The 24,878-nt window shown below is 59.2% G+C and carries 10 protein-coding genes; 5 read left to right on the forward strand and 5 right to left on the reverse strand.

Annotated features, from left to right (window positions below; translation table 11 throughout):
• Together HNR46_RS16890 and HNR46_RS16895 are read left to right on the forward strand one after the other, a co-directional pair.
• Positions 1-14,868, forward strand: a complete 14,868-nt coding sequence (locus HNR46_RS16890) for a chitobiase/beta-hexosaminidase C-terminal domain-containing protein (RefSeq protein WP_184020905.1) — start codon at positions 1-3, stop codon at positions 14,866-14,868.
• A 23-nt stretch (positions 14,869-14,891) separates the two neighbouring features.
• The gene (locus tag HNR46_RS16895) at positions 14,892-15,656 is read left to right on the forward strand and encodes a PEP-CTERM sorting domain-containing protein (RefSeq protein WP_184020907.1); all 765 of its coding nucleotides are present in this window, start codon (positions 14,892-14,894) and stop codon (positions 15,654-15,656) included.
• 3 nt (positions 15,657-15,659) lie between these two features.
• Here the strand turns inward: HNR46_RS16895 and HNR46_RS16900 are convergent, their stop codons facing one another.
• Positions 15,660-16,436, reverse strand: a complete 777-nt coding sequence (locus tag HNR46_RS16900) for a hypothetical protein (protein WP_184020909.1) — start codon at positions 16,434-16,436, stop codon at positions 15,660-15,662.
• A gap of 176 nt (positions 16,437-16,612) precedes the next feature.
• Here HNR46_RS16900 and HNR46_RS16905 point away from each other — a divergent pair, with 176 nt between their 5' ends.
• On the forward strand, positions 16,613-17,668 hold the full coding sequence (locus HNR46_RS16905) for a LacI family DNA-binding transcriptional regulator (RefSeq protein WP_184020911.1): 1,056 nt from the start codon (positions 16,613-16,615) through the stop codon (positions 17,666-17,668).
• A 156-nt stretch (positions 17,669-17,824) separates the two neighbouring features.
• Here HNR46_RS16905 and HNR46_RS16910 read toward each other — a convergent pair whose 3' ends face one another.
• The 4 genes from HNR46_RS16910 to HNR46_RS16925 all read right to left on the reverse strand — a co-directional run bounded on the left by HNR46_RS16910 (position 17,825) and on the right by HNR46_RS16925 (position 21,340).
• Positions 17,825-19,054 carry an L-rhamnose isomerase gene (locus tag HNR46_RS16910; protein ID WP_184020931.1) on the reverse strand — a complete coding sequence of 410 codons (1,230 nt, stop codon included), beginning with the start codon at positions 19,052-19,054 and terminating at the stop codon, positions 17,825-17,827.
• Positions 19,055-19,143: 89 nt separating this feature from the next.
• Positions 19,144-19,341 carry a hypothetical protein gene (locus tag HNR46_RS16915; RefSeq protein WP_184020913.1) on the reverse strand — a complete coding sequence of 66 codons (198 nt, stop codon included), beginning with the start codon at positions 19,339-19,341 and terminating at the stop codon, positions 19,144-19,146.
• A 3-nt stretch (positions 19,342-19,344) separates the two neighbouring features.
• Positions 19,345-20,724 (reverse strand): purine-cytosine permease family protein, encoded by a 1,380-nt coding sequence (locus tag HNR46_RS16920; RefSeq protein WP_184020915.1) that lies wholly within the window; start codon positions 20,722-20,724, stop codon positions 19,345-19,347.
• A 157-nt stretch (positions 20,725-20,881) separates the two neighbouring features.
• Positions 20,882-21,340 (reverse strand): bifunctional nuclease family protein, encoded by a 459-nt coding sequence (locus HNR46_RS16925; protein WP_184020917.1) that lies wholly within the window; start codon positions 21,338-21,340, stop codon positions 20,882-20,884.
• A gap of 99 nt (positions 21,341-21,439) precedes the next feature.
• Here HNR46_RS16925 and recJ point away from each other — a divergent pair, with 99 nt between their 5' ends.
• Together recJ and HNR46_RS16935 are read left to right on the forward strand one after the other, a co-directional pair.
• Positions 21,440-23,134 carry a single-stranded-DNA-specific exonuclease RecJ gene (gene recJ, locus HNR46_RS16930; RefSeq protein WP_184020919.1) on the forward strand — a complete coding sequence of 565 codons (1,695 nt, stop codon included), beginning with the start codon at positions 21,440-21,442 and terminating at the stop codon, positions 23,132-23,134.
• Positions 23,135-23,206: 72 nt separating this feature from the next.
• Complete coding sequence (locus tag HNR46_RS16935) at positions 23,207-24,766, forward strand: trypsin-like serine peptidase (protein ID WP_184020921.1); 1,560 nt, start codon at positions 23,207-23,209, stop codon at positions 24,764-24,766.
• The last annotated feature ends 112 nt before the right edge of the window (positions 24,767-24,878 follow it).

The following is a 24,878-nucleotide window of genomic DNA, read 5'->3' on the forward strand; positions in this document are numbered from 1 at the left end:
ATGAGACATGTTTCGCGCACTTGCCTCTTGGCCGCAGCGACGGCGGGCCTTTTGTTGTCGAGAGGATACGGCCAGCTGCCCGTGGCCGATCCGGAGGTGTGGCTTAGGGCCGATGTCGGGGTCGTAGAGGACGGCGCGGGGGGGATCGAACGGTGGGAAGACCAATCGGGGAATGGGCATGATTTCGAGCAAACCCAAGCGGACAAGCGTCCGATTCTTGAGGCGGAAGGGTGGATCTTGGGCGAGGGAGAGTTGGTGGGGTTGGAGCCGCTTAGGAATGGCAATTCGACCTATTCAGGCGTGCTCTCGATCGATTTCGTGGTGGATGAAGAAGTCGAGATCCGTGAGTTGGCGGCCTTCGATCATTTGCGGGATGGGATCACCGGTGAAATTACGGTGAAGCTATGGAGCCGCCCTGACAACGGCACGCCCCGTACGGCGGAGGATGACTTGGAGGGAACGGTACTGGAGCAGCTCACCTTCAATGCGGGAGATCCGGGAGAGTTGATCGGGAGCTATCGGTGGAAGCCGTTGGCGGCTCCGCGAACTTTATCGCCAGGTTCCTATTCGCTCACTGCATCAGGCTTCACCGGATCTGATTATTACTATTCGACCACGAGTTCGACTGGAATTCACGGTCCGACTTGGCGTGGGATCCAGCTGCCGCCGCAGACACGTTACGGTTCGAATGCAGGGGCCTGGCCGACGACTTTGACGTCTCCGGGGTTCCGTTATGGAGGATCTGCGAATCTACGGTTTTCTCCGACAGGGGACACACCGGATCATCGGCCAGCGGTGGTGTTCGATGGGGTGGACGATGGCCTGCTGGGAGGGGAGACTCTGAACCTCGCGCGGCCGAGTACGGTGTGGGTGGTGAGCCGGATCGACGATAGCAGTTTTGGCTATCTTCTTCAAAACACGTCGGGGAATCCGTGGACTATTCGGAGTGATGGCTACTATTCGCAGGGTTGGGTGAGGTTCTCTGCGCCGGGCTGGGGAGTCCCCTGGGTGGCGGGAATGGTTTCCACGGCCACGGATACGCGGGCGATTTGGAATCTGGATGATGTGACGAGCGGCGAAGGCTTGGTGAATGCGAATCCGGGGCGGTTGGCACTGGGGGGAGGAGAGGGCCGATCGAATGATCCGGTGGCGGCACGAGTGGTGGAGGTGGTGGCCTTTGATCGACAGTTGTCGACGGCAGAGCTGCGCTCGATGCAAAAGTATTTCGGGGATCGATACGGGATCTATGAGACTCCTGCGGCGACGCCGGAAATGGTTCCCCCAGGGGATTTTGGAACGGGGGACGTCGATGTGACGCTGAGCTCGGACACTGTCGGGGCTGAGATCCGCTACACGCTGGATGGCAGTGATCCGGATGGATCGTCGGCATTGTATGGGGCGGCGATTCGTGTGCCACGAGGGACCGAAGTGCGTGCGCGGGCCTATCTCGCCGGGACGGAAGCTAGTGGAGTGGCTGCGCAATTTTATGGAGACGAGGGCTCTGGAGACCTGCCTCCTGGAGATCCGGTGGCTTGGTTGAAGGGGGATTCCGGCTTGGCACTCGATTCTTCAGGAGGGGTGCTGCGATGGAGTGACCTCACGGGAAATGGCAACGATTTCCTGCAAGGTACGGCCTCGGTGAGGCCAAAAGTGGAAGGCTTAAGCGGTTCGGATGGTGTCGCCATTCGGACCATCCATGGGGATGAAGGCAGCTACAATCACACGGGGACGCTGGGATCGGATTTTGTGGTGACGGAGGAGATCGAGGTGAGTGCATTGGCGGCTTTTGACCATCGGAGCGATGGTTTTGCGTCTCCAGTGACGGTGCAATTGCTCGTGCGGGACGATCACGGAACGCCGGTGACGCCGGGAGATGACTCGCCGGGAACGGTCTTGGCGGAAATGGAATTTAGTCCATCCGAGCCGGGTGACCTGAGCGGACCCTTTCGGGTGAAGTCGTTGGCGGCTCCAGTGACGCTGGCTCCCGGGAGTTATTCGATTCTCGCCTGGGGGTATACCGGTGCCAATTTCTATGCAAATTCGAGTGATGGCGGATGGCGCGAAGATGGGATCGAGTTTGTCCAACAGTCCCGATATGGATCGACCCCCGGAGTGTGGCCGACGAGTTTGGATAGCCACCCGGTGAAGTACAATGGAGCGGGCAACTTCGTTTATCAACCGACGGCGGGATCGAGCTCGCTGCCTGCTGTTTCGTTTGACGGAACGGACGACGGAATGCTCGCGCGGGCGACTTCGGTGGTGGGGCGACCGTCATCGGTTTTCTTCACGTTGGAATATGAGGATGACGGGCGATTTTTGCAGAGTGCATCGGGGAGTTGGTGGGTTCGAGGCACGGATCGATATGCCAATGGAACGGTGAGCGGCGTGGATCTGCCGCGCTTCCGGACCTTGGTGGGTGGGATGACAAGCAGTTCCGAGGGAACGCGCTTTTACGTCGATGGTGAAGAATGGACGGAAAACCCAGGGCTGACGACTCCGGACCCGGGCCGCTTGGCTCTCGGTGGAGGCGTGGGATATGGGTTTGATCCGGCAAAGGTGCGAATTGCGGAGGTGTTGGCTTATGAACGGGTGCTGGATGCAGGCGAGCGGTGGGAGGTGCAGCAGTATTTGGCGGAACGCCAGGGTCAGCCCGTGGTTCCACTGCCGGAGGTGGCGATTGAGCCCCCTTCCCATTACGGGACCGGAAATGTGACGGTGAGTCTGGATCATGCCGTCGAGGGGGTTGAAATTCACTACACGCTTGATGGTACCGCGCCGACGGTGGGGTCGCCGCTGTTTGGTAGTTCGTTGGAGGTGCCTCGTGGAACTCGAGTGCGGGCTCGGGCCTATGCTGCCGGAGGCGAGGCGAGTGGCATTTCGGAGGCTTTCTACGGTTTGGCGGAGGGCGAGGATGATCTTCCTGTCGCAGGGGCGGGCTTGTGGTTGCGGGCTGATGCTGGGGTGACGACTGATTCGGAGGGGCGAGTGGCTCGATGGGCAGACCTTTCGGGCGGGGGACGAGATTTGGTGCAGACGGTGTTGTCGAAACGTCCGGCGATGCTGGCGGAACCGATGGCACGAGGTGTGGATCAGGCGATCGTGATCGACGACATTGCCGGGGCGTCCACTTGGGCGGGAACCCTGGGCGAAGATTTCGTCGTCGAGGCGGAGCTCGAAGTCACTCATCTTGGAGCCTTTGATCATTTGAAGGATGGTTTTGCAGGCACCGTGACCGTGGAGCTTTGGAGCCGTGACGATGGAGGCACCCCCCAAACACCTGGCGACGATTCTCCGGGGGTGATGTTGGCGCAGCGAATCTTTACCCAAGGGAATTCGGGGGAGCTTTCGGGCGGGATTCGATATCAGGCGCTGGATGCTCCGATCTCCCTGGAGCCGGGAGACTACACCGTGTTGGCCTACGGTTATAGCGGACAGGATCTGTATCGTGAGGGCAGCTACAGCGTGGCAGGCGGAGATGGGAGATTTGAATTTGTGAATGTTTCGCGCTACAGTACTTCGCTGGGAAGTTGGCCCGGATCTCTTGACAATCGGGCTCTCGACTACACGGGCGCGGCGACGTTCCGATTCACTCCGGTGGTTCCCACGGCAGCTGGCGTGGTGGCTTTCGACGGAGTGGACGATGGGATGTTGGCGGTCGATTCGGTGAACTTCGGGCGGCCCTCCACGGTGTTGATGGCGTTCGAGTTGGCAGGCTCACAGTTCGGCTACTTGCTCCAAAATCAGGTGGGCAATCCCTGGCAGCTTCGCACGGATGGGTACTATGTGAATGGTTGGGTTCTATATGAGAATTTTGGTTTCGGGCACCCGTTGATTGCCGGAGTCGTGAATGACGGTACCGAAACACGGGTTTACCGAAATGGGGACGAGGTGACCGTTTCTCCGAGTTTGGTGAATGCGAACCCTGGTCGCTTGACATTGGGAGGCGGAGAGGGGAGGAACATCGATCCTTCCAGTCTACGGGTGGCCGAGGTGATCGCCTTCGATCGGGTGTTGGATGCGGAAGAACTGGAGAGGATGAGTGCGTATCTGAGCCGTCGCCATCGCAACGAGGTTCCGATGGCACCGGAGCCGAGAATCGATCCGCTATCCAACTATGGCAGCGGCGAGGTGACGGTCACGCTTTCGACTTCGTCTGATTCCGTTCAGATTCGCTATACCACTGACGGCGGTGAGCCTGACGGTTCTTCTTCCCTGTATTCGGGGCCGTTTGTGGTGGCCCGTGGGACGGAGGTGAAGGCGCTGGCGATGGGTTCAGGTTGGCAGCCGAGTGATACGGTTTCCACCTACTATGGAGATGCGAGTCAACATCCTTTGCCGGTGACGGATCCCGGCTTTTGGATCCGTGCAGACCGGGGCATCGAGCTCGATGGAAATGGAGGTGTTCGGAGGTGGCGCGATCTTTCTGGTCACGGGAGGGACGTGGTGCAGGCCGATGGTGGACAAGCTCCCCGGTGGGTGGAGCATGGGTTTGGCGGCTCGGAAATTGAAGTGGCCCCCAAGGAATCGGGGAGATCGGTGACAGGGGTCTACTCGGGCTGGATTGGGACGGATTTCATCGTGGAGGAAACCATTGAGCTGATGGGGTTCTCTGTGTTTGACAGCGCGGGCGACGGATTCGCGGAGGACATCGTGGTCCGACTCCACCGCTTGGATGATGGAGGCACCCCGGACCAGCCGGCGGACGACTCGAGCGCGGAAGTGATGGCGACGCTGACGTTTACTCCTGGAGAGCCTGGGTTCCTGGATCGAGGAAAGCGCCGATTGAATTTCGGATCTCCCCTAAGCTTGGTGCCGGGGAGGTATTTCCTGGAGTCGCAAGGGTGGAACGGAGCGAATACCTACGAAAGCTCCGAGAATTTCTCAGTGGCGTTGCATCCCTCTCTAACCTTTCCGGCCGTCAGCCGCTACGGGACGAGTACGGCGATTCCGGGAAGTCGGGTGGGCGACAATCGATACTTGGGCTCGGCGGGTTTTGTTTTCCGGGTTCCGGGAACCGATGACCCTGCGGTGCCCAGCGTTCGATTTGATGGTGACGACGACGGGATGCTGGGTCCGGTGGATTATCTGGTGGGGCGACCGTCTACGGTCTTCATGGTTTATCAACAGGCCCCGGGAACACGTGGGCGGTTGTTGCAAAGTGGCTCGGGAAACAACTGGCTGCTTGGGCTCCATGGAAGTCCGCAGGGTTACTATGCGGATGGTTGGATCACCCAGCATTCGATCCGCGCGAACGTGCCGTCTTTGTCCGTGGCCGTTCAGGAGACTTCGGATTCTCGGTATTTTTACAATGGAGTGGATCTGACGACGGATGCGAATCCGTTGGGGAATCTAGGCAGGATTGCGGTGGGGGGGGGTGAGGGGACCTACTTCCAGCCGACCGATGCGGATTTGGTGGAGTTGATTGTTTATGATCGGGTGCTCGAGCCGGAGGAGAGACAAGCGGTGTCGGCTTCGATCGGCGTTCGCTACGGTCTGTCCGGTGAGCCGCTTTTGCCGGTAGTGATGTCGCCTGCTGGGGGTTTGTTTGCTTCTGGGCGGAGTGTGACGCTAAGCCACCCGACGCCGGGGGTAGAAATCCGCTACACGTTGGATGGTAGTGATCCAGATGAATCCTCTGCTCTGTATGGAGCTCCTTTCTTGGTGAATCAGGATCGTCTGGTGCTGGCGCGGGCATTCGCCCCCGGTCAAATCGCAAGCGAGATCACGGAAGGTGCGTTTTTCATCGATGCTGGTGCTCCGACTCCGCCGCAGCGGGAGTCGATGCTGGTGTGGTTGCGTGGGGCGGTCGGTGCAGAAGTGGATGGATCTTCGGGCGTCGAAGTATGGAGGGATTTGTCCGGGAAAGGTCACGATGCGGCTCAATCGGCGGAAGCCCAGCGACCACTGTGGATGGTGGACGGAGTTGGTGGGGCTCCCGGGTTGGAGTTCGACGGCGCCAACGATTTTCTGCAGCTGCCCGAGGGTTTTGATGACTTCGACGATGGATTCACCGCGATGTTTGTGGTGAGGCCAAATGAAGTGGGCAACTGGCAACGGTTTGTCGATCTGAGCCGGGGGGTGAACTTCGCCAATATTTTTGTCGGGAGGTACGGAACCACCGGGGATTTCACTTATGATCTCCGTGGAAGTAATGGGTCGGGCAATCTTCGGGCCGCGGACACCATTCAGCCTCTGGGGAATGCGATCTTCACGGTGAGTCAGCTAGCTGATGGGTCGGTGAAGCTTTATAAAAATGGTTCTCTGGTGGCAGAGGATGCGACTTTTCCCCTGCCACAGAACATCCTGCGGACCGTGAACCTGATCGGGAAGAGTCCTTGGAGTTCCGATGCCTACTATTCGGGAACGATGGCGGAGGTTGTGATCTACCAAACGGCGCTTGGGGATCTGGAGCGGGAAACCTTTGAGCAGGAGATTCGGGCAGTGTATGGCATTGCTAGTACCTCGGCAGGCACGGTGGCGTTCTCCCCGTCTCCTGCGAGCTTGTATCCAAGTGGTGTGGAGGTGGTTCTGAGCTCAGTGACGGAGGGTGCCGAGATCCGCTACACACTGGACGGGAGTACGCCCGATGAGTTATCGGCACTCTATGTTGGCCCGATCTCCTTGAGTGGATCAGCGAGGGTTCGTGCAAGGGCGTTTGCGGAGGGATTCAATGCGAGCGCATTCAGTGAAGCGACTTATCTGATCGGCCAGCCTCCCTCGAGTGGCGATGGATTGCTGGGGACTTACTTCGATAATGAGGATTTCACGGGCTCATCGCTGACCCGGGTCGATCCGAATATCGATTTTGCATTTTCGACGGGGTCACCGGATCCGGCGATCCAGCCGGATACGTTCTCGGTTCGCTGGACGGGGAGGTTGATTCCGCGTTTCAGTGAGGATTACACATTCTTTACCTCTCAGGACGATGGCATGCGGGTCTGGGTGGATCTCGATCGCAGCGGAACGTTTGAAGACGGGAGCGAGTTGCTGATCAATGATTTCAATGCCGGTGGGACACGGGAGCGGGTTTCGGCAGCCGTGGCGTTGGAAGCGGGCCAGCTCTATGAGGTGAAGGTGGAGTATTGGGAAAGCACGGGAAATGCTGTCGCGAGGTTGCTGTGGAGTTCGTTCAGCGAACCGAAGGCGGCGATTCCGCAGAGCCAGTGGTTCTCGGATGCAGAGTTTTCGCAAACGGTTGCGACTCCGGTGATCACCCCGACGGCGGGCACTTACAATGAAGCGGTGGAGGTTTCCATGGCGACGGCGACGAGTGGTGCGACGCTTTACTTTACGACGGATGGGAGTGAGCCGACCACGGCGTCGCAGGTTTACACGGGATCTTTCATGGTGGGAGCGAGCACCACGGTTCGCGCTCGCGGGTTCAAGGCGGGTTTCAACCCGAGTGGCGTGGCGAATTCCGCGTTCACGATCGATGCTCAGCCGCCAGTCATTGAGACGTTCACGTGGGATGGGATTGAAATCACGCCGGGGGAAACATTTACGGCAGCGGGAGTATTGGAAACGACGGCCACGGACAATCAGGGCGTGGTTTCGGCATCGTTCTACTATCTTCCGGAGGGAACGAGCACGCCGATCCTGATTGGCACCGATACCAGTCCGTCGAATGGACTGCGGGCGAGTTGGAACATCGGGAACGTTTCCGATGGTTCCTACTCAGTGCGGGTTCGTGTCTACGATACTTCTGGGACTTTCTCTGAGGTGACGCGAGCTGTGGACGTGGCCCTGGCGGTGCCGGATGCTCCGACGATCACGGAGCCGCTCACTGGGGTGACGATTGAGGAGCCAGTGGTGAATTTGCGAGTGAGTTCGCTTCCGAATGCCAACTTGAGGGTTTACCGCGACGATGTCTTCCTTTTCTCGGGATACGCCAATAGCTCGGGGGTGATGACTTACGCGGCTTCGTTGCCCACCGGTACGAGTCAGTTCCACGCAGTTGCTCGCAATCGTGCGGGGAATAGCGATGCCTCAAATCGGGTGCAGGTGACCCGTGTTCGGGAGTTCCCTGCCTTGGGCTTGAGTTTCGACAACAACACGGTGGGCGAAGGCGTGCCGGTGACGGGGACGGTGTCGATTCCGGTGGCGGAGGCCAGTGATGTGACAGTACAGATCACGACGAGCATTCCTTCGCGAATGGAAAGTGTTCCGCCAGTGGTGATCCCGGCAGGTTCCACGCAGGCAAATTTCACGTTGGTGGGCCGTGTGGATGCGGTGATTCAGTTGTTGCCCACACTGTATGTCACGGCGACGGCGTCTGAGCACCAGGATGCGGTGGCTGCTTTGTATCTCGCCGATTCCCCGTACCCGGAGATTTCTCTGGAGCTGGATGAGGTGTCGGTATCTGAGGATGTTGGATCGGTGATTGGCCGAGTGCGGAGAGCGGCGGTGCAAAATGTTCCACTGCGGGTCTATCTGACTCGTACGGGGACTTCGAAAGTTCAGGTCCCGAGCTATGTCACGATTCCTGGGGGAACGACGGTGACTTCGTTCACGGCTTCGATCACGGACAATGCGATGTCGGATGGGAATGCGACCGCGACGTTGGGTGCAGAGGTGCGGGTGGGGGACACGGCAGTGGCGGCGGCGACGACCGTGTCTCTGGAGGTCCGCGATGATGATGGGCCCGTGCTGAGTTTTGCATCGCCGAAGCCGTTGTTGAATGAAGGAGCGGCGGTGAATTTCACCCTCCGGCGGCAGGGTGGGGATCCGACCTCGGGGCTCACGGTGAGCCTTTCCCAATCCCCGGGGAGTGATTTGAGTTTGCCTGCATCGGTGCAGTTTTCCGCGAATGTGACGGAGATGCAGGTCCCGGTGAGTGTTCCGGTTTCGAGCACTTCGGGAACTCGCCTGGTGACGGCACGGGCCTCCGCAGCGGGGTATGTCGATGGACTGGCACAAGTTTCAGTGAGCGATGTGGGCTTGCCGGATTTGGTGCCGGCGGCCTTGAGTGGTCCGACTCGGGTGCTTACGGAGCAAAGTTTCACCGTCAATTATACGATCCACAATTACGGGCCGGCAGCGATTGAGCAGCCGTTCTTGGAAAGAGTGTTGCTCTCCCTCGATCCCACTCCGAGTGCGGATGATATTGTCGTGCGGCAGGTGGAGCAGAATGGGACGGTATTGGCGGAGGGAAGTTACGGCCGGAACCTATCGATTTTCGCGCCTCGTGCCGTGGGTGACTACTATCTGGTGGTGACAGTGGATCCGGGGCTCTCGGTGACGGAGATTTCCGAGACGAACAACACCGCGGTATCGGCGTTGCCGATTCAGGTGAGGGCGGCGTATTCCGCGACGGTTCAAACGGATGCTGAGGTGATTCCTGCAAACACGCCGGTGACCTTTTATGGTTCAGCGACGAAGGACGGTGGAACTCCTGCGGCGTTTTCGATGGTCAACATTCACATTGAGAGCAACGGCACGGAGCGGGTGATTGCCGCAGTGACCAACTCGCTGGGTGAGTTCTCGACCGTTTGGAATCCGCTCCAAAATGAAGGCGGGCTTTACACCATTGGAGCGAGCCATCCGGGTTTGCCTTCCGCCCCTCAACAAGACCATTTCGAGATCCTCACTATGGGCTTCGATCCACCGGGGACAGTGCGGTTGAATGAAGGGGAAACGGTGGTGGCGAATGCGGTGGTGCGCAACCCGAACGGTCGAGACCTCACGGACCTTCAGGTGACTCTTGGGGATTTGCCAACGGGGTTGACGGTGACTCCTCAACTTACGGCCACGACGGTTCCTGCGGGCGAGGAGTTGGTGGTGCCCCTGACGATTTCGGCGGCAAATGGCTTCTCAGGGAGTGGCCGTTTCCCGCTGACGGCCACCACGGACGAAGGCGTATCCCTGACGGTGGGGCTGAGTGTTCGGGCAGATCTTTTGGTGCCCGTATTGTCCATCCAACCGGGTACTTTGACCGCATCGGTGTTGCGTGGAGGAACTCAGTCGGTGAGCTTCACGGTGACGAATACTGGTGGGTTGGCGTCCGGATCGATTCAGGTTTTGTTGCCTGACATTCCATGGATGTCACTTGCGTCTTCCGCGACGCTTCCTTCGCTGGCTCCGGGTGCGACGGCGGGGGTCTCCTTGCAACTCGCCCCCGGTTCGGAAGTCGACCTGACCCAGTATTCTGGCAACTTGGCTTTGAATGCGCAGAATGGAGGATCACGGTCGATTCCGTATCGATTCCGGGTGGTGTCGGATTTGACGGGCGACCTTCAAGTCAAGGTGGTGGATGAGTTGTACTATTTCACGGAGGCAGCACCGGCCTTGGAGGGTGCTGAGGTGGTGCTGAGGGATGCGATCTCCTCGGCAGTGGTCGCGAGGTCGACGACGGGAGTCGATGGGACGGTCCAGTTCGACGATGTGCCTGAAGCTTGGTATCGGCTCGAGGTGAGTGCTGATCGGCACGATCGCTACTCGAACAACTACTTCTTGATGGCGGGCGAGCAGAGTGAGGAGTTGGTGTTTATCTCGAAGCAGCTGGTCAACTACACTTGGACGGTTGAGGAGGTGGAAATCGAGGACGTCTACCGGATCACCGTGGAGACGACGTTTGAGACGAATGTGCCGGCTCCTGTCGTGACGATTTCGCCGGCTCGGATCGATGTCGATGATTTGGTGGCCTTGGGTCAGAGCAAGGTCGTTAACCTCACATTGACGAATCAGGGGTTCATTGCGGCGAATGAAGGTCTCCTCGATTTCTCCGATCATCCGTTCTACGAGTTTACGCCTTTGGTCAAAAATGTGGGAACGATCCCGGCGAAGAGTTCACTGGTGGTGCCAGTGACGATTCGGAGAGTGGGGGTCTTCGACGAAGAAGGAAACATCGTGTTGCTTCCCGAGGGTGCAAAGACGGCAAAGGGAGCTAAGCTGGTTACCAAGGCAGGAGGTAGCGTGCCTTGTGGTGCGGGCGGGAAATTCAATTATTCGTATCCTTGTGGTCCGGAGAACCCGTCGAAGAGCGCACCCATTGCGGTGAGTGGGGTGCAGGGGAATTGCGGTGGCTCGGGTGGCTCGAGCGGCGGCTACATTGGTTTCCACGGCGGCTACTTCAGTGGCGGTGGTGGCGGCGGTGGTGGTGGAGGGGGGAGCGCGAGTGGCAGCGCGGTGTCGTTTGCGTCGGCGGATGCGTGCGATCCGTGCGTGCAACAAGCCATTTTGGAGTGCCTCATTGGATTCACTCCCCTTGGGTGCCCTTACAGCATCGGCAAGTGCATCTATCAGACTGGAGATGCGGTGTTTGGTGATGGGAAAGGTTCGGATGCGGGGAGCACTTGTTTGGAATCTGCGATCGGATGCGCGGCGGATGCGGTGCCGATTCCCGGGCTCGGCGCCGCGGTGAACGGCTTCTTCTGTATCAAGGCGGTGATGGGTTGTGGTACGGGAGGAGGCGGAGGTGCCGGCGGCGGGGGAGGAAGTGGAGGAGATGGAACCCGCTCGAAGGTAGCGAAGGAGGACGCGAATGATTTGTTCTTCGTGATTGGATCCCCTTGGACGGAAGCCTTGAGCACGGAAGTGCGAAGCTATGCGGCTGAGGTGGCCCCTGCGTTGTCGCGGTCCGAGGCGATCCTCGATTATTTTGCGGTGATCTTTGGGACACGTGAGCGCCTGTTGTTGGTCGAGCACGAGGAGGTGCAGCTTTGGGGTCAGCAATTCTTCGCGCGGGCGTTGGCATCGAGCGAAGGAGGCATCCGCATTACGGCAAATGAGCGAATCGATCTGGAAACCTTTGCCTCCATGCTGGAGGCAGATCAGCAAGCGCTCTTGGGATTGGTGGTGGAGCGCTGGAATCGCACCCTCGATTACGCAGAGCTGGGGATTTATGAAGTGGACGATGTCCCTGAGGGTGGAGATCTGGATTTCATTCAGGATTCTCGCTTGAAGCTGGCGGCGGAGAAGATGGTCTCGGCCTACGACACCAGTCGAGAGTTAGGGTATGCGGATCCGATGGAAGAAACTGGTGTGGCGATCCGGGCCTTCCAACAAACGATTTTGGAAGGGCAAGGTGGCGTGTGTTCGCGCGTGAAGATCGAGATCAGCCAAGATCTCGTGATGACTCGGACGGCCTTTGATGCGACCTTGGTTCTTGAGAACGAGCGCGACGACGTGGGGGTCAGCGAGATTGGTTTCGACCTGCAAATTCGCGATGCGAATGGGCTGCCATCGGACGACCTCTTCAACATTCAGGTGACGAAGCTGGTGGGTCTGGGCGCGATTGACGGCACGGGGAGCCTAGATGCGGCGACCACGGGGAGTGCGAAGTGGACGCTCATTCCTCGGGACACGGCGGCACTCACTGAAGCCGTGCAGTATACGGTGGGTGGGGTGATCACTTACACTCAGGATGGGACCGAGTTCATCATCCCGGTGGAGAATGTTCCCATCACGGTGCGTCCGGATGCTTCGCTGGCATTGAAGTATTTCCACCAGCGCGATGTGTTCAGTGATGATCCCTATACCGACGCGATTGAACCGGCGATTCCCTACAAGCTGGCGGTGATGGTGGAGAACCACGGTTTTGGTCCGGCGCGGGATCTGAAGATCATCTCAGGTCAGCCGCAGATCGTCGAAAACGAGAAGGGCCTGTTCATTGACTTCAAGATCATAGGCACCGAGGTGGATGGGCAGTCACTGTCTCCATCTCTGACTGCGGAATTTGGAGATCTCGAGCCGGGCGATCGTAGCATCGCGACGTTTTACATGACGTCGACGTTGCAGGGGCTGTTCATCGACTACGATGCGACCTTTGAGCACGTCACGGGTCTTGGAGATCCGCGGATTTCCTTGCTGGAGAGCGTGGAGATCCACGAGATGATTCACTCTGTGTATGCCTTCGATGGAGGCCATGACGACAGTTCTCCGGACTTCCTGACCAACGATGTGGCGGATGTGAACGACTATCCGGACACTATCCATTACAGTGATGGAGGAACGGACCTCGTTACGGTGAAGGAGTCCGGGACATTCGCGGGCACCTTGGGGGGAGGCAGTCTCACCCTCACTCTTGATGTCGGTGCCTTCACAGGCTGGACGTACATTCGTGTGCCGGATCCTGCGCAAGGTGCTTATCGACTCGCATCTGTGGAGCGTGCAGATGGCCGGATGCTGCCGATAGATTTCAATGCCTGGCAGACGGATCGAACCTTCATTGGTGCCGGCCGCCGGCCGATTTATGAACACATTCTCCATCTTGCGGATAGTGAGAGTAGTGGTGTCTATACCTTGACGTATCAACCGAAAGGGCCGGCGGATGTGACGGCGCCCACCAGTTCGGTGATGGCACTGGCGGCGCAAAGTGTGCCGGAAATTCCAGTTTTCTGGACGGGGAGCGATGATCAAGGCGTCGCGTTCTACGATGTGTATGTTTCTGCGAATGGGGCTCCCTTTACCTTGTGGCGGAGCCGGGTGACGGAGACGGCGGGCATTTACCCGGGCACTCCAGGGGAAACGTACGCGTTCTATTCGGTGGCGACTGACTCGGCGGGCAATCGGGAGACGAAATCGGCGGTGGCGGAAGCGACGACCACTGCATTGGCGGAAAATGCTCCTCCGGTGATCGCCTCGATTCCGAATCAGAATGTTGCTGAGCGCTCGGTGTTCACCTATCAAGCGACGGCGACGGATCCTGACGGCGCGGGTTCGCTGATCCGGTGGTCGCTAGGTTCCAGTGTGCCGGGAATCACGATTGACCCGGTGACGGGCCTGATTCGGTGGAATACGGGAGAAACCGATGGCGGGCGCTCGGTTTCGGTAGTCGTGGTTGCGACCGATGCCGGGTCGCCCCCGGCCGTCGGGAATGAAGGATTCCTGCTCACGGTGTCCGACGTGAATGATCCGCCGGTGATTTCGCAAGTGGGACCGCAAACTTTGCAAGCGGGTGGGGTGCTGATTGTGGATGTGGATGCAACGGATGGAGATTCGCCGCAGCAATCGCTCACTTATTCATTGGTGGAAGCGCCTGTAGGGGCTTCGATTCACCCTACGACGGGGGTGATCCAATGGTCGGCAGGAGAGATTTCGGAAGAGGAAACGCATCTCTTCCAGGTGGCGGTGTCCGATTCGGGGTCTCCCCAACAGTCGGCAGTGATGAGTTTCTCCGTGGTGGTGCAGCCCTCGGAGGATACGGATTTGCCTCCTGCATTCACTCAGGTGCCCGTGGTCCTATGGGTGAAAGGGTCGGTCTATCAGGTGAATGTGGTCGCGGTGGATCCGGATGGAGATGCGGTGAGTCTATCCGCTCAGGTGTCGACGACGCCCGGTGGAGTGTTCGCAGATCTTGGAAGTGGTCAGGGGCGATTTTCGTGGGACACGACGGAGGTGGATGCAGGGACCTATCAGGTGCCGCTCACGGCGACGGCGAATGGGAAGTCGGCGAGTGCGGTGTTGCGGGTGAGGATTGCCGAGGACGAGCTTTACTGGAACTGGGTGAAGGAGAGCTTTGGGGATTTGGCGGAGGATTTCGACCTCGCGTTGCTCGAGATGGATGCGGATCCGGATGGAGATGGACGGACGAATCTTCACGAGATGGTGTTCCTGACTCAACCGTTGGGGGCCGATGCGATTCCGTTGAGGTTTGGGCATGTGATGCAGCCGCCCTTCATCACGACCACGATGAGCGTGCATCGTCGGGTGGGTTCCGATGCGTATGTGCAGATCTATCCGCGATGGGGTGATTTGCCCGGGCCATGGCAGCGGGTCCCGGTCACGGACTATTCGGCGACCATTGATGCGGATGGCGATGACGATGGTCGCCCGGAATCAGAGCGCATCGACTTCCAGCTCTTTGAATACTTCCCTGACGGGTTGCCGGCTACCCGTTTTTATCAGGTGGAGTCGGTGGAGAACCCCTGATGCAGCTCAACGGAATCCCTGACATGAAAACACGCCTCACACCTGCCATTCTAGGTTTTGTAGTTCACGGCAGTCCATTGATGGCTGCGGCGATGGAAACGGACTGGTTGGATTTGCGGCCGGGTGGCACTCCATCATCCTTCGAGCTGATGGATGATGGCGGTCAAACGCAAGCGGTGGGTCAATGGTCGGTAACCACGGGGATGGGATTGGTGTTTCCCGGGTATCCGCGGGACCGGACCTTGGAGGCAGGTTCGTGGAGTACGATGCTGATGTTTCAAGACTCCCTGACAGGCGATGGAACGGTTCAGGGGATCGATCTGCGGGTGGCTCCTCAAGCCTCGATGGCGGTGTATGAGGTGAGCTTCGAGTTGGTAGGAGGTGCGGAGTACTACCTCGCGGTGGGGGGCTTGTTTCGCGATGCCGTGGATGCGACCGGGAGCGTGGTGATTTCGCTCACGGATGGAGGAGGGTCCCGTACGATTGCCATGGCGGAAACCGCCGCATGGGATGACGGGGTGAGCTCGTATGATCAGGCACTCGACTGGGACGCTGGGAGTGGCACTTTGGCACCAGCACTGTCGGCGGATGGGAATTCCGGTTTTGCTTTCTTCGATCTTGGGCTTCTGAACGGTCCGGCAACGCTCACCTTGGCGGTGCCGGACGGGTATGGCTTGAGTGCCGGCGATGAAATCTCTCTGGCTTTGGGAGTGGCGGTGCCTGAGCCGACTGGTTGGTTGCTTGCCGCTGTGGGTTTGGCAAGCGGTGGGTGGCGGCGGAGGCGTTGACGGTCAACGGATCCCCAGGTCTTTGCGGAAGGCTTCGACCATTTTGAGAAAACGCATGTCGTTCTTCTTCGACGACTCGTTGTCAAAGTTCAGACCGTAGGGCCAGAAGTGCATGCGATCGGCGTGGAGAACGGCGTCGGGACCGTCAAACTCCTTGAGCTGAGCCACGGCGTGTTTGCCGGTCCATTGGCCGTCTTTGATGTGCTTCTGCCAATCCCAGTGGGTTCCGATTCCCAGAGTGTGGGCAATTTCGTGAAGCGCGACGCGGCGGCTGATGCTGCCCCCCCAATTGATCCATCCGTCGTAGTTCGCGTCGGCGGTGGGAGTGCCTGGGCTGTTGTTGGCGGTGACGTGTTTTTTGAAATCGGCGTTTTCGTTGAAGTAGGCGACGGCTTCCTCCATGGCTTTGACGATCATGCGTTTGCGATCTTCTGGCCAATCTTCGGAGCCTTGGGAGAGGGAAAAGGTGAGGGGGCCATCGAGCGACTTCTTTTTCTTCTTCTCCAGCTCCGCAGCTTTGGCCTCGGCGATGGAGGCTTCGACCAATTTCGAGGCAAAGATGATGTCTTCACCTGCCAGTTGATCGACAGGAATTTCGACCGTGGTGCCGTTGGGTCGGCGGATGGTGATGGAGAGGGCCTCTGGATCGGCCGACACGAAGGTACCGAAGAGGGTACGACCGTCTTGAGAGTTCCAATGACGGGGGCCGGTTGAGGGAGCTGCTGCCGCATGGAGCACCAAAATGGCGCTGAGCAGGGCGAGCAGGGAACGAAGTTTCATGTCGGTGATCAGAGGTTTTGAGGGGTTCGATGGCGGTTTCTTAACCGTCGTCCGAAAGGAAGGTTTCGCAGGAAGCGTTTCATAGGCCAGAATCGTCTTTTCTTGCGGAGCATTCCATGGCTTTTCCGTAAGTTTTTCTTTCCGAGCATTGCGCCTCAATTCGAGTTTCACACCTGATGAGTTTGGATTCATCCCAAGGCAAAAGGGTCACGCGACGCGTGCGCCTCAAGGACGTCGCTGAGCGAGCGGGCGTCGCGGTCAACACAGCTTCGACGATTCTCAATCGACGTCCGAATTCATGGGCGTCGAAGGCGACGATCGACCGGGTCTTCGCCGCGGCGAAGGAGTTGGGCTATCGTCCGAACCGAGCGGCCGTCGCGCTGCAATCGGGTCGTTTCAACACGGTGGGTCTATTGATTGCCGATCTTAAGAATCCTTACTTTACCCACATTGCCTCGGTTTTGGGGGTGGAGTTCGAGAAACGTGGCTACGATCTGGTGATCGAAAGTTGGCGGAACGACACCGAGCGGGAGAAGAAGTTGTTGAGGGATTTTGTCGATCGAAACGTTGATGGGATGCTGTGCTTCTTCAGCGACCTGGATGCGCATCGCGATTTCCTGGAAAAGCAATCCAGCTCGGGACCACCGATCGTGGCCTTGGCCATGGCGGGGACGGGACCGTCGCCGGTGGACAAGGTGATGGCGGACTTCGGAACTGGGATGCGGCAGGCGGCGAGCCAGCTGTATGCCGATGGCCACCGCAAGTTCGCTTTCCTCGCGGCCCGATTGAAGGGGCACCGAGTTGGGCGTCGTCCGGGATTGTTCCAGCAGATTGTGAGCGAAATGGATGGGGCGGAATTCCGGATGATCGAGTGTGGAACGGAGATTGCCGAAGCTCGGGAGGCTGCGGCAGCGGTGTTTGCATCGGATGATCGGCCGACGGCTTTCATTGCGCTCAATGATCTAACGGCGGTGGGCGTGATCCGTGCCGCGGCTGATGCGGGTTTGCGGGTTCCTGAGGATGTCTCGGTGGTCGGGATCGACGGCGTGCCGTTGTCGGAATTCCTTACCGTATCGCTCTCCACTGTGGCCCAGCAGCATGATGCGATGTTGTCTCAAGCCGTGGAGTTCTTGATGGAGCGGATTCACGGAGAAGATTGCGAACCGCGTGAAGCTTTGCTGGAGACGGCCTATGTGGCCCGCGAGTCGAGCGGGCCCGCTGCGAGCCATTGAGGGGCGGAGAAAGACCTCCGTGCGTGGGAAGGGGGCTCCCTGGTCTCCCATGAGACGGAGGAGGCTTTCTTTTTCTGATCTTTTGGCGTTACCGGAGTTCTCGTCCTCGGACGGAGCGAGAACCCCGAGACAGTGTCTTTGGTAAGGTCGCCTGGGTCAGCGTTGTGAAAGCACGTCGTTTTCGTATTGGCGGACTTCGGAGATCCATTGAGGTCCGACGGGAACGTCGTTGCGGCGACAAAATTCATCCCAGACGGCACCGAGCGGGAAGGTTTTCATTTCTTCCTGAAGGGCGAGACGGGTGGTGAAGTCCCCTTCCATCTCTGCTTGGCGAAGCTGGGCGGTGGGCTCCAGCAGTCCGGCGAGCAGTGCGCGCTGGGTGTTGCGGACGCCAATGGTCCAGGCGGCGACGCGGTTGATGGAGGCGTCGAAGAAATCGAGTCCGATGTGGACGCGATCCTCGACTTGATGGGAGACGATTTCACGGGCGATGGCGTAGAGTTCGTCGGAGAGGGTGACGACATGATCGGAGTCCCAGCGGACGCCGCGGGAGACGTGGAGAAGAAGCTGGGGGAGGAACAGGAGGCATGAGCTGATTTTCTCGGAGATCATTTCGGTGGGGTGGAAATGGCCGGCATCGAGGCAGAGCAGGATTTGCTTCTGCATGGCGTAGCCCATGTAGAACTCGTGGGAGCCGGTGACGTAGGCTTCGGAGCCGATTCCAAAGAGCTTTGACTCGACGGCATCCAGATTGTGAGGAGTCGGCACGGCGAGGATTTCATCGAGCGCGTCCTTGAGCCTTTGGCGAGGAGCCATGCGATCTGCCGGGGTGTCTTTGTAGCCATCAGGCACCCAGATGTTGGTGACGGTGGCGCCGCCGAGTTGTGCGCCCATATCATTGGCAATGACGCGGCACGCCTTGCAGTGGTCGATCCAAAACTGGCGAATGCCGGCATCGGGCGAGGACAAAGTGAGTCCGCTATCGGCCATGGGGTGAGCGAAGCAGGAGGGGTTGAAGTCGAGGCCGAGACCCTGCGCCTTGCACCAGTCGATCCAACCTTGGAAGTGGCGAGTTTCGATGGCGTCGCGTTCGACGCGAGTCGGCGATTCGAGGTAGATGGCGTGGAGGTTGAGGCGATGGTTTCCAGGAATGAGGGAAAGTGCCTTTTCGAGGTCGGAGCGAAGTTCCTCCGGGGTGCGTGCCTTGCCGGGGTAGTTGCCGGTGACGGCGAGTCCAGAGCCGAGAGGTCCGTCTGGATTTTCGAAGCCTCCGACGTCGTCACCCTGCCAGCAGTGAATGGAGATGGGGATGTTGGAGAGGCGTTGGAGAGCCGTCTCGGTGTCGATTCCAAGTGTGGCGTATTGTTCGCGGGCGGAGGAGTACATGAGTGGGGTGAGAGAGGTGATCGGTGGAAGGCGGTGGCGAAATCGGTGCAATTCGATAGCCGATGAGTTCATCGGCATTTCGCAAACGATCAGATTTCGACTTCCTTGTCGGTAGGTTGGAGTCGGTTGGAGCCCAGCCAAGGGGTGGCGCCCAGGAACCAGAGGATCATGCCGATGAGCATGAGGGTTTTGTTGGTATCGATGTCGATGGCCCCGGAGTACATGAGGAGTGGGCCTGCGGCGGTGAGGAGCAGGCCGCCTAGGGCGAGGGCTTTGAGGACTTTCATGGGTTAAGCTTTCTTTTGGGTCACGAGACTGAGGCCGAGGAAGAGGAGTCCGCAGACAATCCAGCAGGGGATCACGAGGTAGGCGGCGAAGACGCCTTGGGCATAAATGAGATAGAGTCCGGCAGTGACGGGCAGCAACCAGGCGATGAGCACGGCGGGGTGAAAGCTGGAGCCGGTGGCGTGGGCGTATTCGGACCGCAGATGGAATTTTTTCATCAGCCAGAAATCCACGAAGATCACGGCGCCCATGGATCCGAGAATGGTGCCGTAGGTGCCAACGAAGTCGAGGAGCTTGGCGGAAAGGGTGGGGAAGGCACCGGCGATGGTGGCGATGACGCCAGCGAGCAGAGTCATGGTGGCGCGCTTTGAGTTTGGGAACATGCCTTGGAAGGCGAGGCCGGCGCGGTAGATGGTGGGATTGGCGGTGGTCCAGCCGGCAATGATGACGCAGATGATGCCGGTCCCGCCGATGGCGCGCCAGGCGAGCATGCCGGGGTTGGCGGAGGTATCTTGGTGGAGCTTGATTTGGGCGGCGAGGAGCAAAGCCGCGCAGATCCAGGCAACGTAGTGGCCGAGGAACATGCCAATGGCGGGCGCCCAGCCGGATGATCGATCTCGTGCGAAGCGGAAGACAGAAAGGTCGGCCATGCCGAAGTGCATGGCGCCATTGCAGAGCCAGCCGAAGATGACGATTTTCCAGAATCCGAAGTCGGGATTGTCCTTTCCGGCGGCGATATTCTCGGCTTTGACGAAATCGATGGCCTGCTGCCAGGTGAAAGGCGTGCCCGAGTTCATTTGGGCATAGGACACCAGGCCACAGGCGGCGAAGACGATGATCATCCATGGGGCGGCGATGTTGGCGACGCGGGCCACGGTTTCGTAGCCTTGGCAAGCGATGGCAGAGATGACCGCGCCCACCACGACCACAATGCCGGTGAAAGCCGGGCTTCCGAGTTGATACCAGGATTCTGGGACGCTGAAGGTCACTCCGAAGGGGACGCCGACGGCTGAGGCGGAGACGGTAACCATGGCTCCTGCAAGAAAGCAGAAGAGGACGCCGTTGACGAAATTGTAGAGCTTTACCGCGCCGCCTCCGGCAATGCGTTCGAGTTGATAGTAGAGGGTGAGACGCTTCTTCATCGCGATGGGTGTGACGAGGAAGCGCCAGGTGAGAGTGGCGAGGACGTTGCCGAGGAGGAGACCCAAGATGAGGTCCTGAATGCTGGCTCCTGCGGCGAGGAACAGGGGGCCGATCATGAACTCGGTGCCAGCGGTGTGTTCTCCGGCGTACATTCCCCAGAACTTTCCGGGGCCCTTGAGAGCGGATGAGGGGACGGGCGTGCGCTCGAACTCGTCGGTGGCGGCGTGTTCCTGTTCGGACATGGTGGTATGGGTTTGGCGACCTTTCTGGGGTCGGTTCCCTTCCAGCCAAAAGAAAACGGAGGATTTCCGAAAGCTTCTTCCTCTTCCCCGGATGGGGGATGCCACACTTTCTGTTGGGACGAAGACCCCCACCAAGGGAGCGGAGGTTCGTCTGCGCTTATTCGTCGCCTGCGGTGTCCGACTTTTTGCGCAATTCGGCGAGCACGTTGCTCATGTCCTCCAGTTCCTGCCAGACGGAAGCCACGACGTAGATGGGGGCACCGGTGCGCACGCAGAGAGCGATGCAGTCGGACGGGCGGGCGTCGAGTTCGACGATCTTTCTCTCCATGATCTCGTTCTCGGCGTCGAGAATGAGGCGGGCGTAGTAGATTTCGTTTTCGAGGGCGACGATGATGGTCCGGGCGACCTGGGCGCCGAAGCCTTCGAGGGTTTTGAGGAAAAGGTCGTGAGTCAGTGGCCGCGGAGGGGTTTGTCCACTCATCGCGGTGTTGATGGAGGCACCGATGGCGTTGTCGATGTAGAAGACGATCGCTTTGGTGCCATCGCCTAAGAATACGGCACATCCGGCAGGTGTCGGAATGAGGGCGATGGGTTCGACACGGACAAGATCGGGCATCGGGGAGGATCTTGCGCGCCTGACCGGCGGGCTCAAGAAGAGAGTTATCCGGTGCGGGCTTGTGTCTGGACGTTGGCTGATTCAGGGTATCGCGACACGATGCCGACTGCGCGACAATGGATTCACCGCGGCGAGCCTTTCCGACTGAATGGAAACGGCTCTGCACCGGGCTTTCCGGCGATTCTTCGGCACCTGATTGAGCAGCGAGGCCTTCCCACGGGCGACGCCTTGGAAGATTTCCTGAGGCCCAAATTGCAGAATCTTGCGGATCCATTCGAGATTGGGGAAATGCAGCAGGCGGTTGCGCGCATTTTGCTGGCGGTGGATCGAGGGGAGAAGGTGCTGTTGTATGGGGACTACGACGTGGATGGGGTGAGTTCGGTCGCGGTGATGCGGCGGGCATTGCGGGCCTATGGGCTGCGCCCACGGCATTTCATTCCGCGCCGAAGCAGCGAGGGTTACGGTTTGAGTCGGGTGGCGTTGACCCGCTGCATGGGAGAAGGGGAGAAGCCGGATTTGCTGATCGCGGTTGACTGCGGAACGGTGTCTTTGGATGAAATCGCGTTGCTGCGTGAGGATGGGATCGAAGTGATCGTGGTGGATCACCACGAGCCGAGCCCGCGTGGACGTCCGGATGTGGTGGCCTTGGTGAATCCCAAATGGGGAGGCGGGCCGACCTATCTTTGTGCGGCAGGGGTTTGCTTCAAGTTGGTCCATGCGTTGATGAAGACGCGGCGGTTGCCGGACTTTGATCTGAAGCCCTTACTCGAATTGGTCACGCTGGCGACGATTGCGGACATTGTGCCGATGGTGGGTGAGAACCGGCTGATGGTTCGCCATGGATTGCGGTTGCTCCCGGGGACTTTGAATCCGGGGCTGCAGGCGCTTCAAAAGGTTTCGGGCATGAATGGCCGGGCGACCTCGATGGATGTGGGCTTCCGGATCGGGCCGAGGTTGAATGCCGCCGGGAGGATGGATGTGCCGGAGGATGCCTTGGGCATTTTGTTGACGGATTGCCGGCGTCGCGCGGAGGAATTCGCGGACCGGCTGGAGAGTTTCAACCGGGATCGTCAGTCGTATGAGAATCAAATCCGCGCGGAGGCGTTGGCGATGCTGGCGGAGCGGGATCCTGCGGAGCCGGTGATTGTGTTGGGATCTCGGCGGTGGCATCCTGGTGTGGTGGGAATTGTGGCCTCTCGGTTGATGCGGCAGTTCCATAAGCCGACGTTTGTGATCGCGATTGATGACGACGGTGTGGGCAAAGGCAGTGGGCGGAGCATTGAGGGAGTTTCGTTGGTGGAAGCGATTCACGCCTGTCGACCGCTGCTGGAAGCGGGAGGTGGCCACGACATGGCGGCGGGGATCTCGATCGCCGAGGAGCAGCTGGATGCCTTCCGGGAGCAATTTGCGGAGCATGTGTTATCCCGGACGCGAGATGAGGATCGAACCCCGCGCCTGTATGTGGATGCGGAGATTCCGTTGAGCCTGCTGTCGCTCGATTTTCTGCGCGATTATGAACTGTTGCAGCCGTTCGGGAATGGCAATCCGCAACCGGTGTTCATGGTGAGAGAGGTGTTTTTGAGTGGTGCCCCGGTGAGGATGAAGAATCATCACCTGCGCCTGCTCCTGCGGCAGGGGCTGCATGAGCACGAGGCGATTTTCTTCGGTGGCGGCGAGTTGGATTTGCCCGATCCGCCTTGGGATGTGGCGTTTACGATCGATCGAAATCATTTCCGGGGGCGGACGTCGCTGCAGATCATCGTGCAGGATGTGAGGAAATCGGAACCCGATTGATCGGGAGATTCGAGGATCTGGAATGGGAATTGCGGTGGGCGGCAGAACGGGAATGGAGTTCCCGCCTTTACGATGAGAGTCGGCACGTGTGCATCCCTGGTTTTGGTTTGGAGTGGTCTTGGCGCCGTCTCGGCATTGGAGATTCGGGATCCCACTTCGGGGGCCTACGTGTGGTTGTGGGGTCTGCCGACCGATCCGTCATTGAATACGCTTTTTGAGCCCAATCCCGGGGTGATTCGCCAAGGGGTGGGGTGGCCGGACGGGCCACTGGAGTGGCATCGCATGTTGGCACTGGTTTCTCCGGTGCACTTCATCGGGGTTGCCCACTATCCATTTGAGGAGACGACGGAGATCCGGTTTCTGGGAGAGGATGGGGTCGAACGCGGCTATGCTTTGAGCGGGCAGGAGGTGTTGTTCAGGGATGGAGTGGCCACGGATTTGACCTTGGGGACCTTGGCGGAGCCGATGGATTTTGCGGCGGGAGTGCGCCCCTATGCGGTGCCGAACTTAGCGGAGAGAGAAGATTACTTGGACCGGACCGTGATGGTGGTGGGGAAGGCCGGATGGGCGGGGCAAACGCGCTATCGTGGTTTCGAAAAGTTGGTGGGGAAACCGGGATTTGATACGACGGAATACGTTTATTTCGATTTTCCCTATGAGGGTGGGGCTGCAGGGGATTTGCGTTTCGAGGGCGGGGACTCAGGTTCTCCGACCTTGATGGAGGTCGAAGGAGAGTGGTGTTTGGTGGGTGTTCACAGTGCGTTGGAGGAAGTTCCGGAGATCGATCCGGTCGAAACGCGGAGCTATGACGGATTTCTGCCCGACTATGCGGATGAGCTGGATGCTTTGATGGAACCGTTGGGTTACCACCTGCGGCGGAGGTTTCCTGAGGAAACGGAGCTGGGAGTGGTGGCGCAGGCACCGGTAGTGCCGACAGTGGGAGAAGCGAGCACGGTGACGGTGGAGGTTCAGGGGATGGGACCCGGTGCAGCCCACAACGTCACGGTGAAGGTCGCTTTTCCGGGAGTCGCGATGGTTTCAGGTGCCGGATGGATCTTTGAAAAATCCGAAGAGGAGGTTTGGCACGGTCGCCGAGGCGGATTGACGGCGGGTGGGCAGGGGCCTTTTCAGGTGATGTGGGAGAACCTTCCTTCAGGGGAGCGATTGGAAGGGCAAGTGGAGGCGTCTGCTGATGGGGTGGCCGCCGAAGAGTTCTCGTGGAGCTGGCCATTGAGAAGTCAGGCCCAAGCGCAGTACGATGATTGGGCCGAAGAATGGGGCGTTACGGGCTTTGAGGAGGATCCCGATCACGATGGTTGGGCGAACCTCCTGGAGTATGCCATGGGTTCGGATCCGGCGAGTGGCTTGGGGGTGGAAGACACCGACCTCAAGGTGGAAAATGAGCGGGTGCTGCTGCGTTTTCCGTGGAGAACGGATGCCGCAGAACGGGGATTGCGGCAGGAGTTTCAGGTCGCGGGGTTGGAAGGGCAGTGGGGAGAGAGTTTTCCGGAGGGGACAATTCTTTCGAGAGAGCCGTTCGTGCCGGAGCGAGCGGGTTTTGAGCGCGTGACGATTTCGCTGCCTCAGCAACAGGCCTGCTTCATCCGGATGAAGGTGACTTTGGACGAGTGACTAATTCTACTTCGTTAAATTGCTTGAGGAATGATGCGGGACGTGCATGATGCCTTCGGCTTGAGGGGCTTCGGCCTTGGACAGCGAACCGGAACTCCGTTCTGACAACCTG

This window comes from Haloferula luteola (assembly GCF_014201715.1).
GTDB lineage: Bacteria > Verrucomicrobiota > Verrucomicrobiia > Verrucomicrobiales > Akkermansiaceae > Haloferula > Haloferula luteola.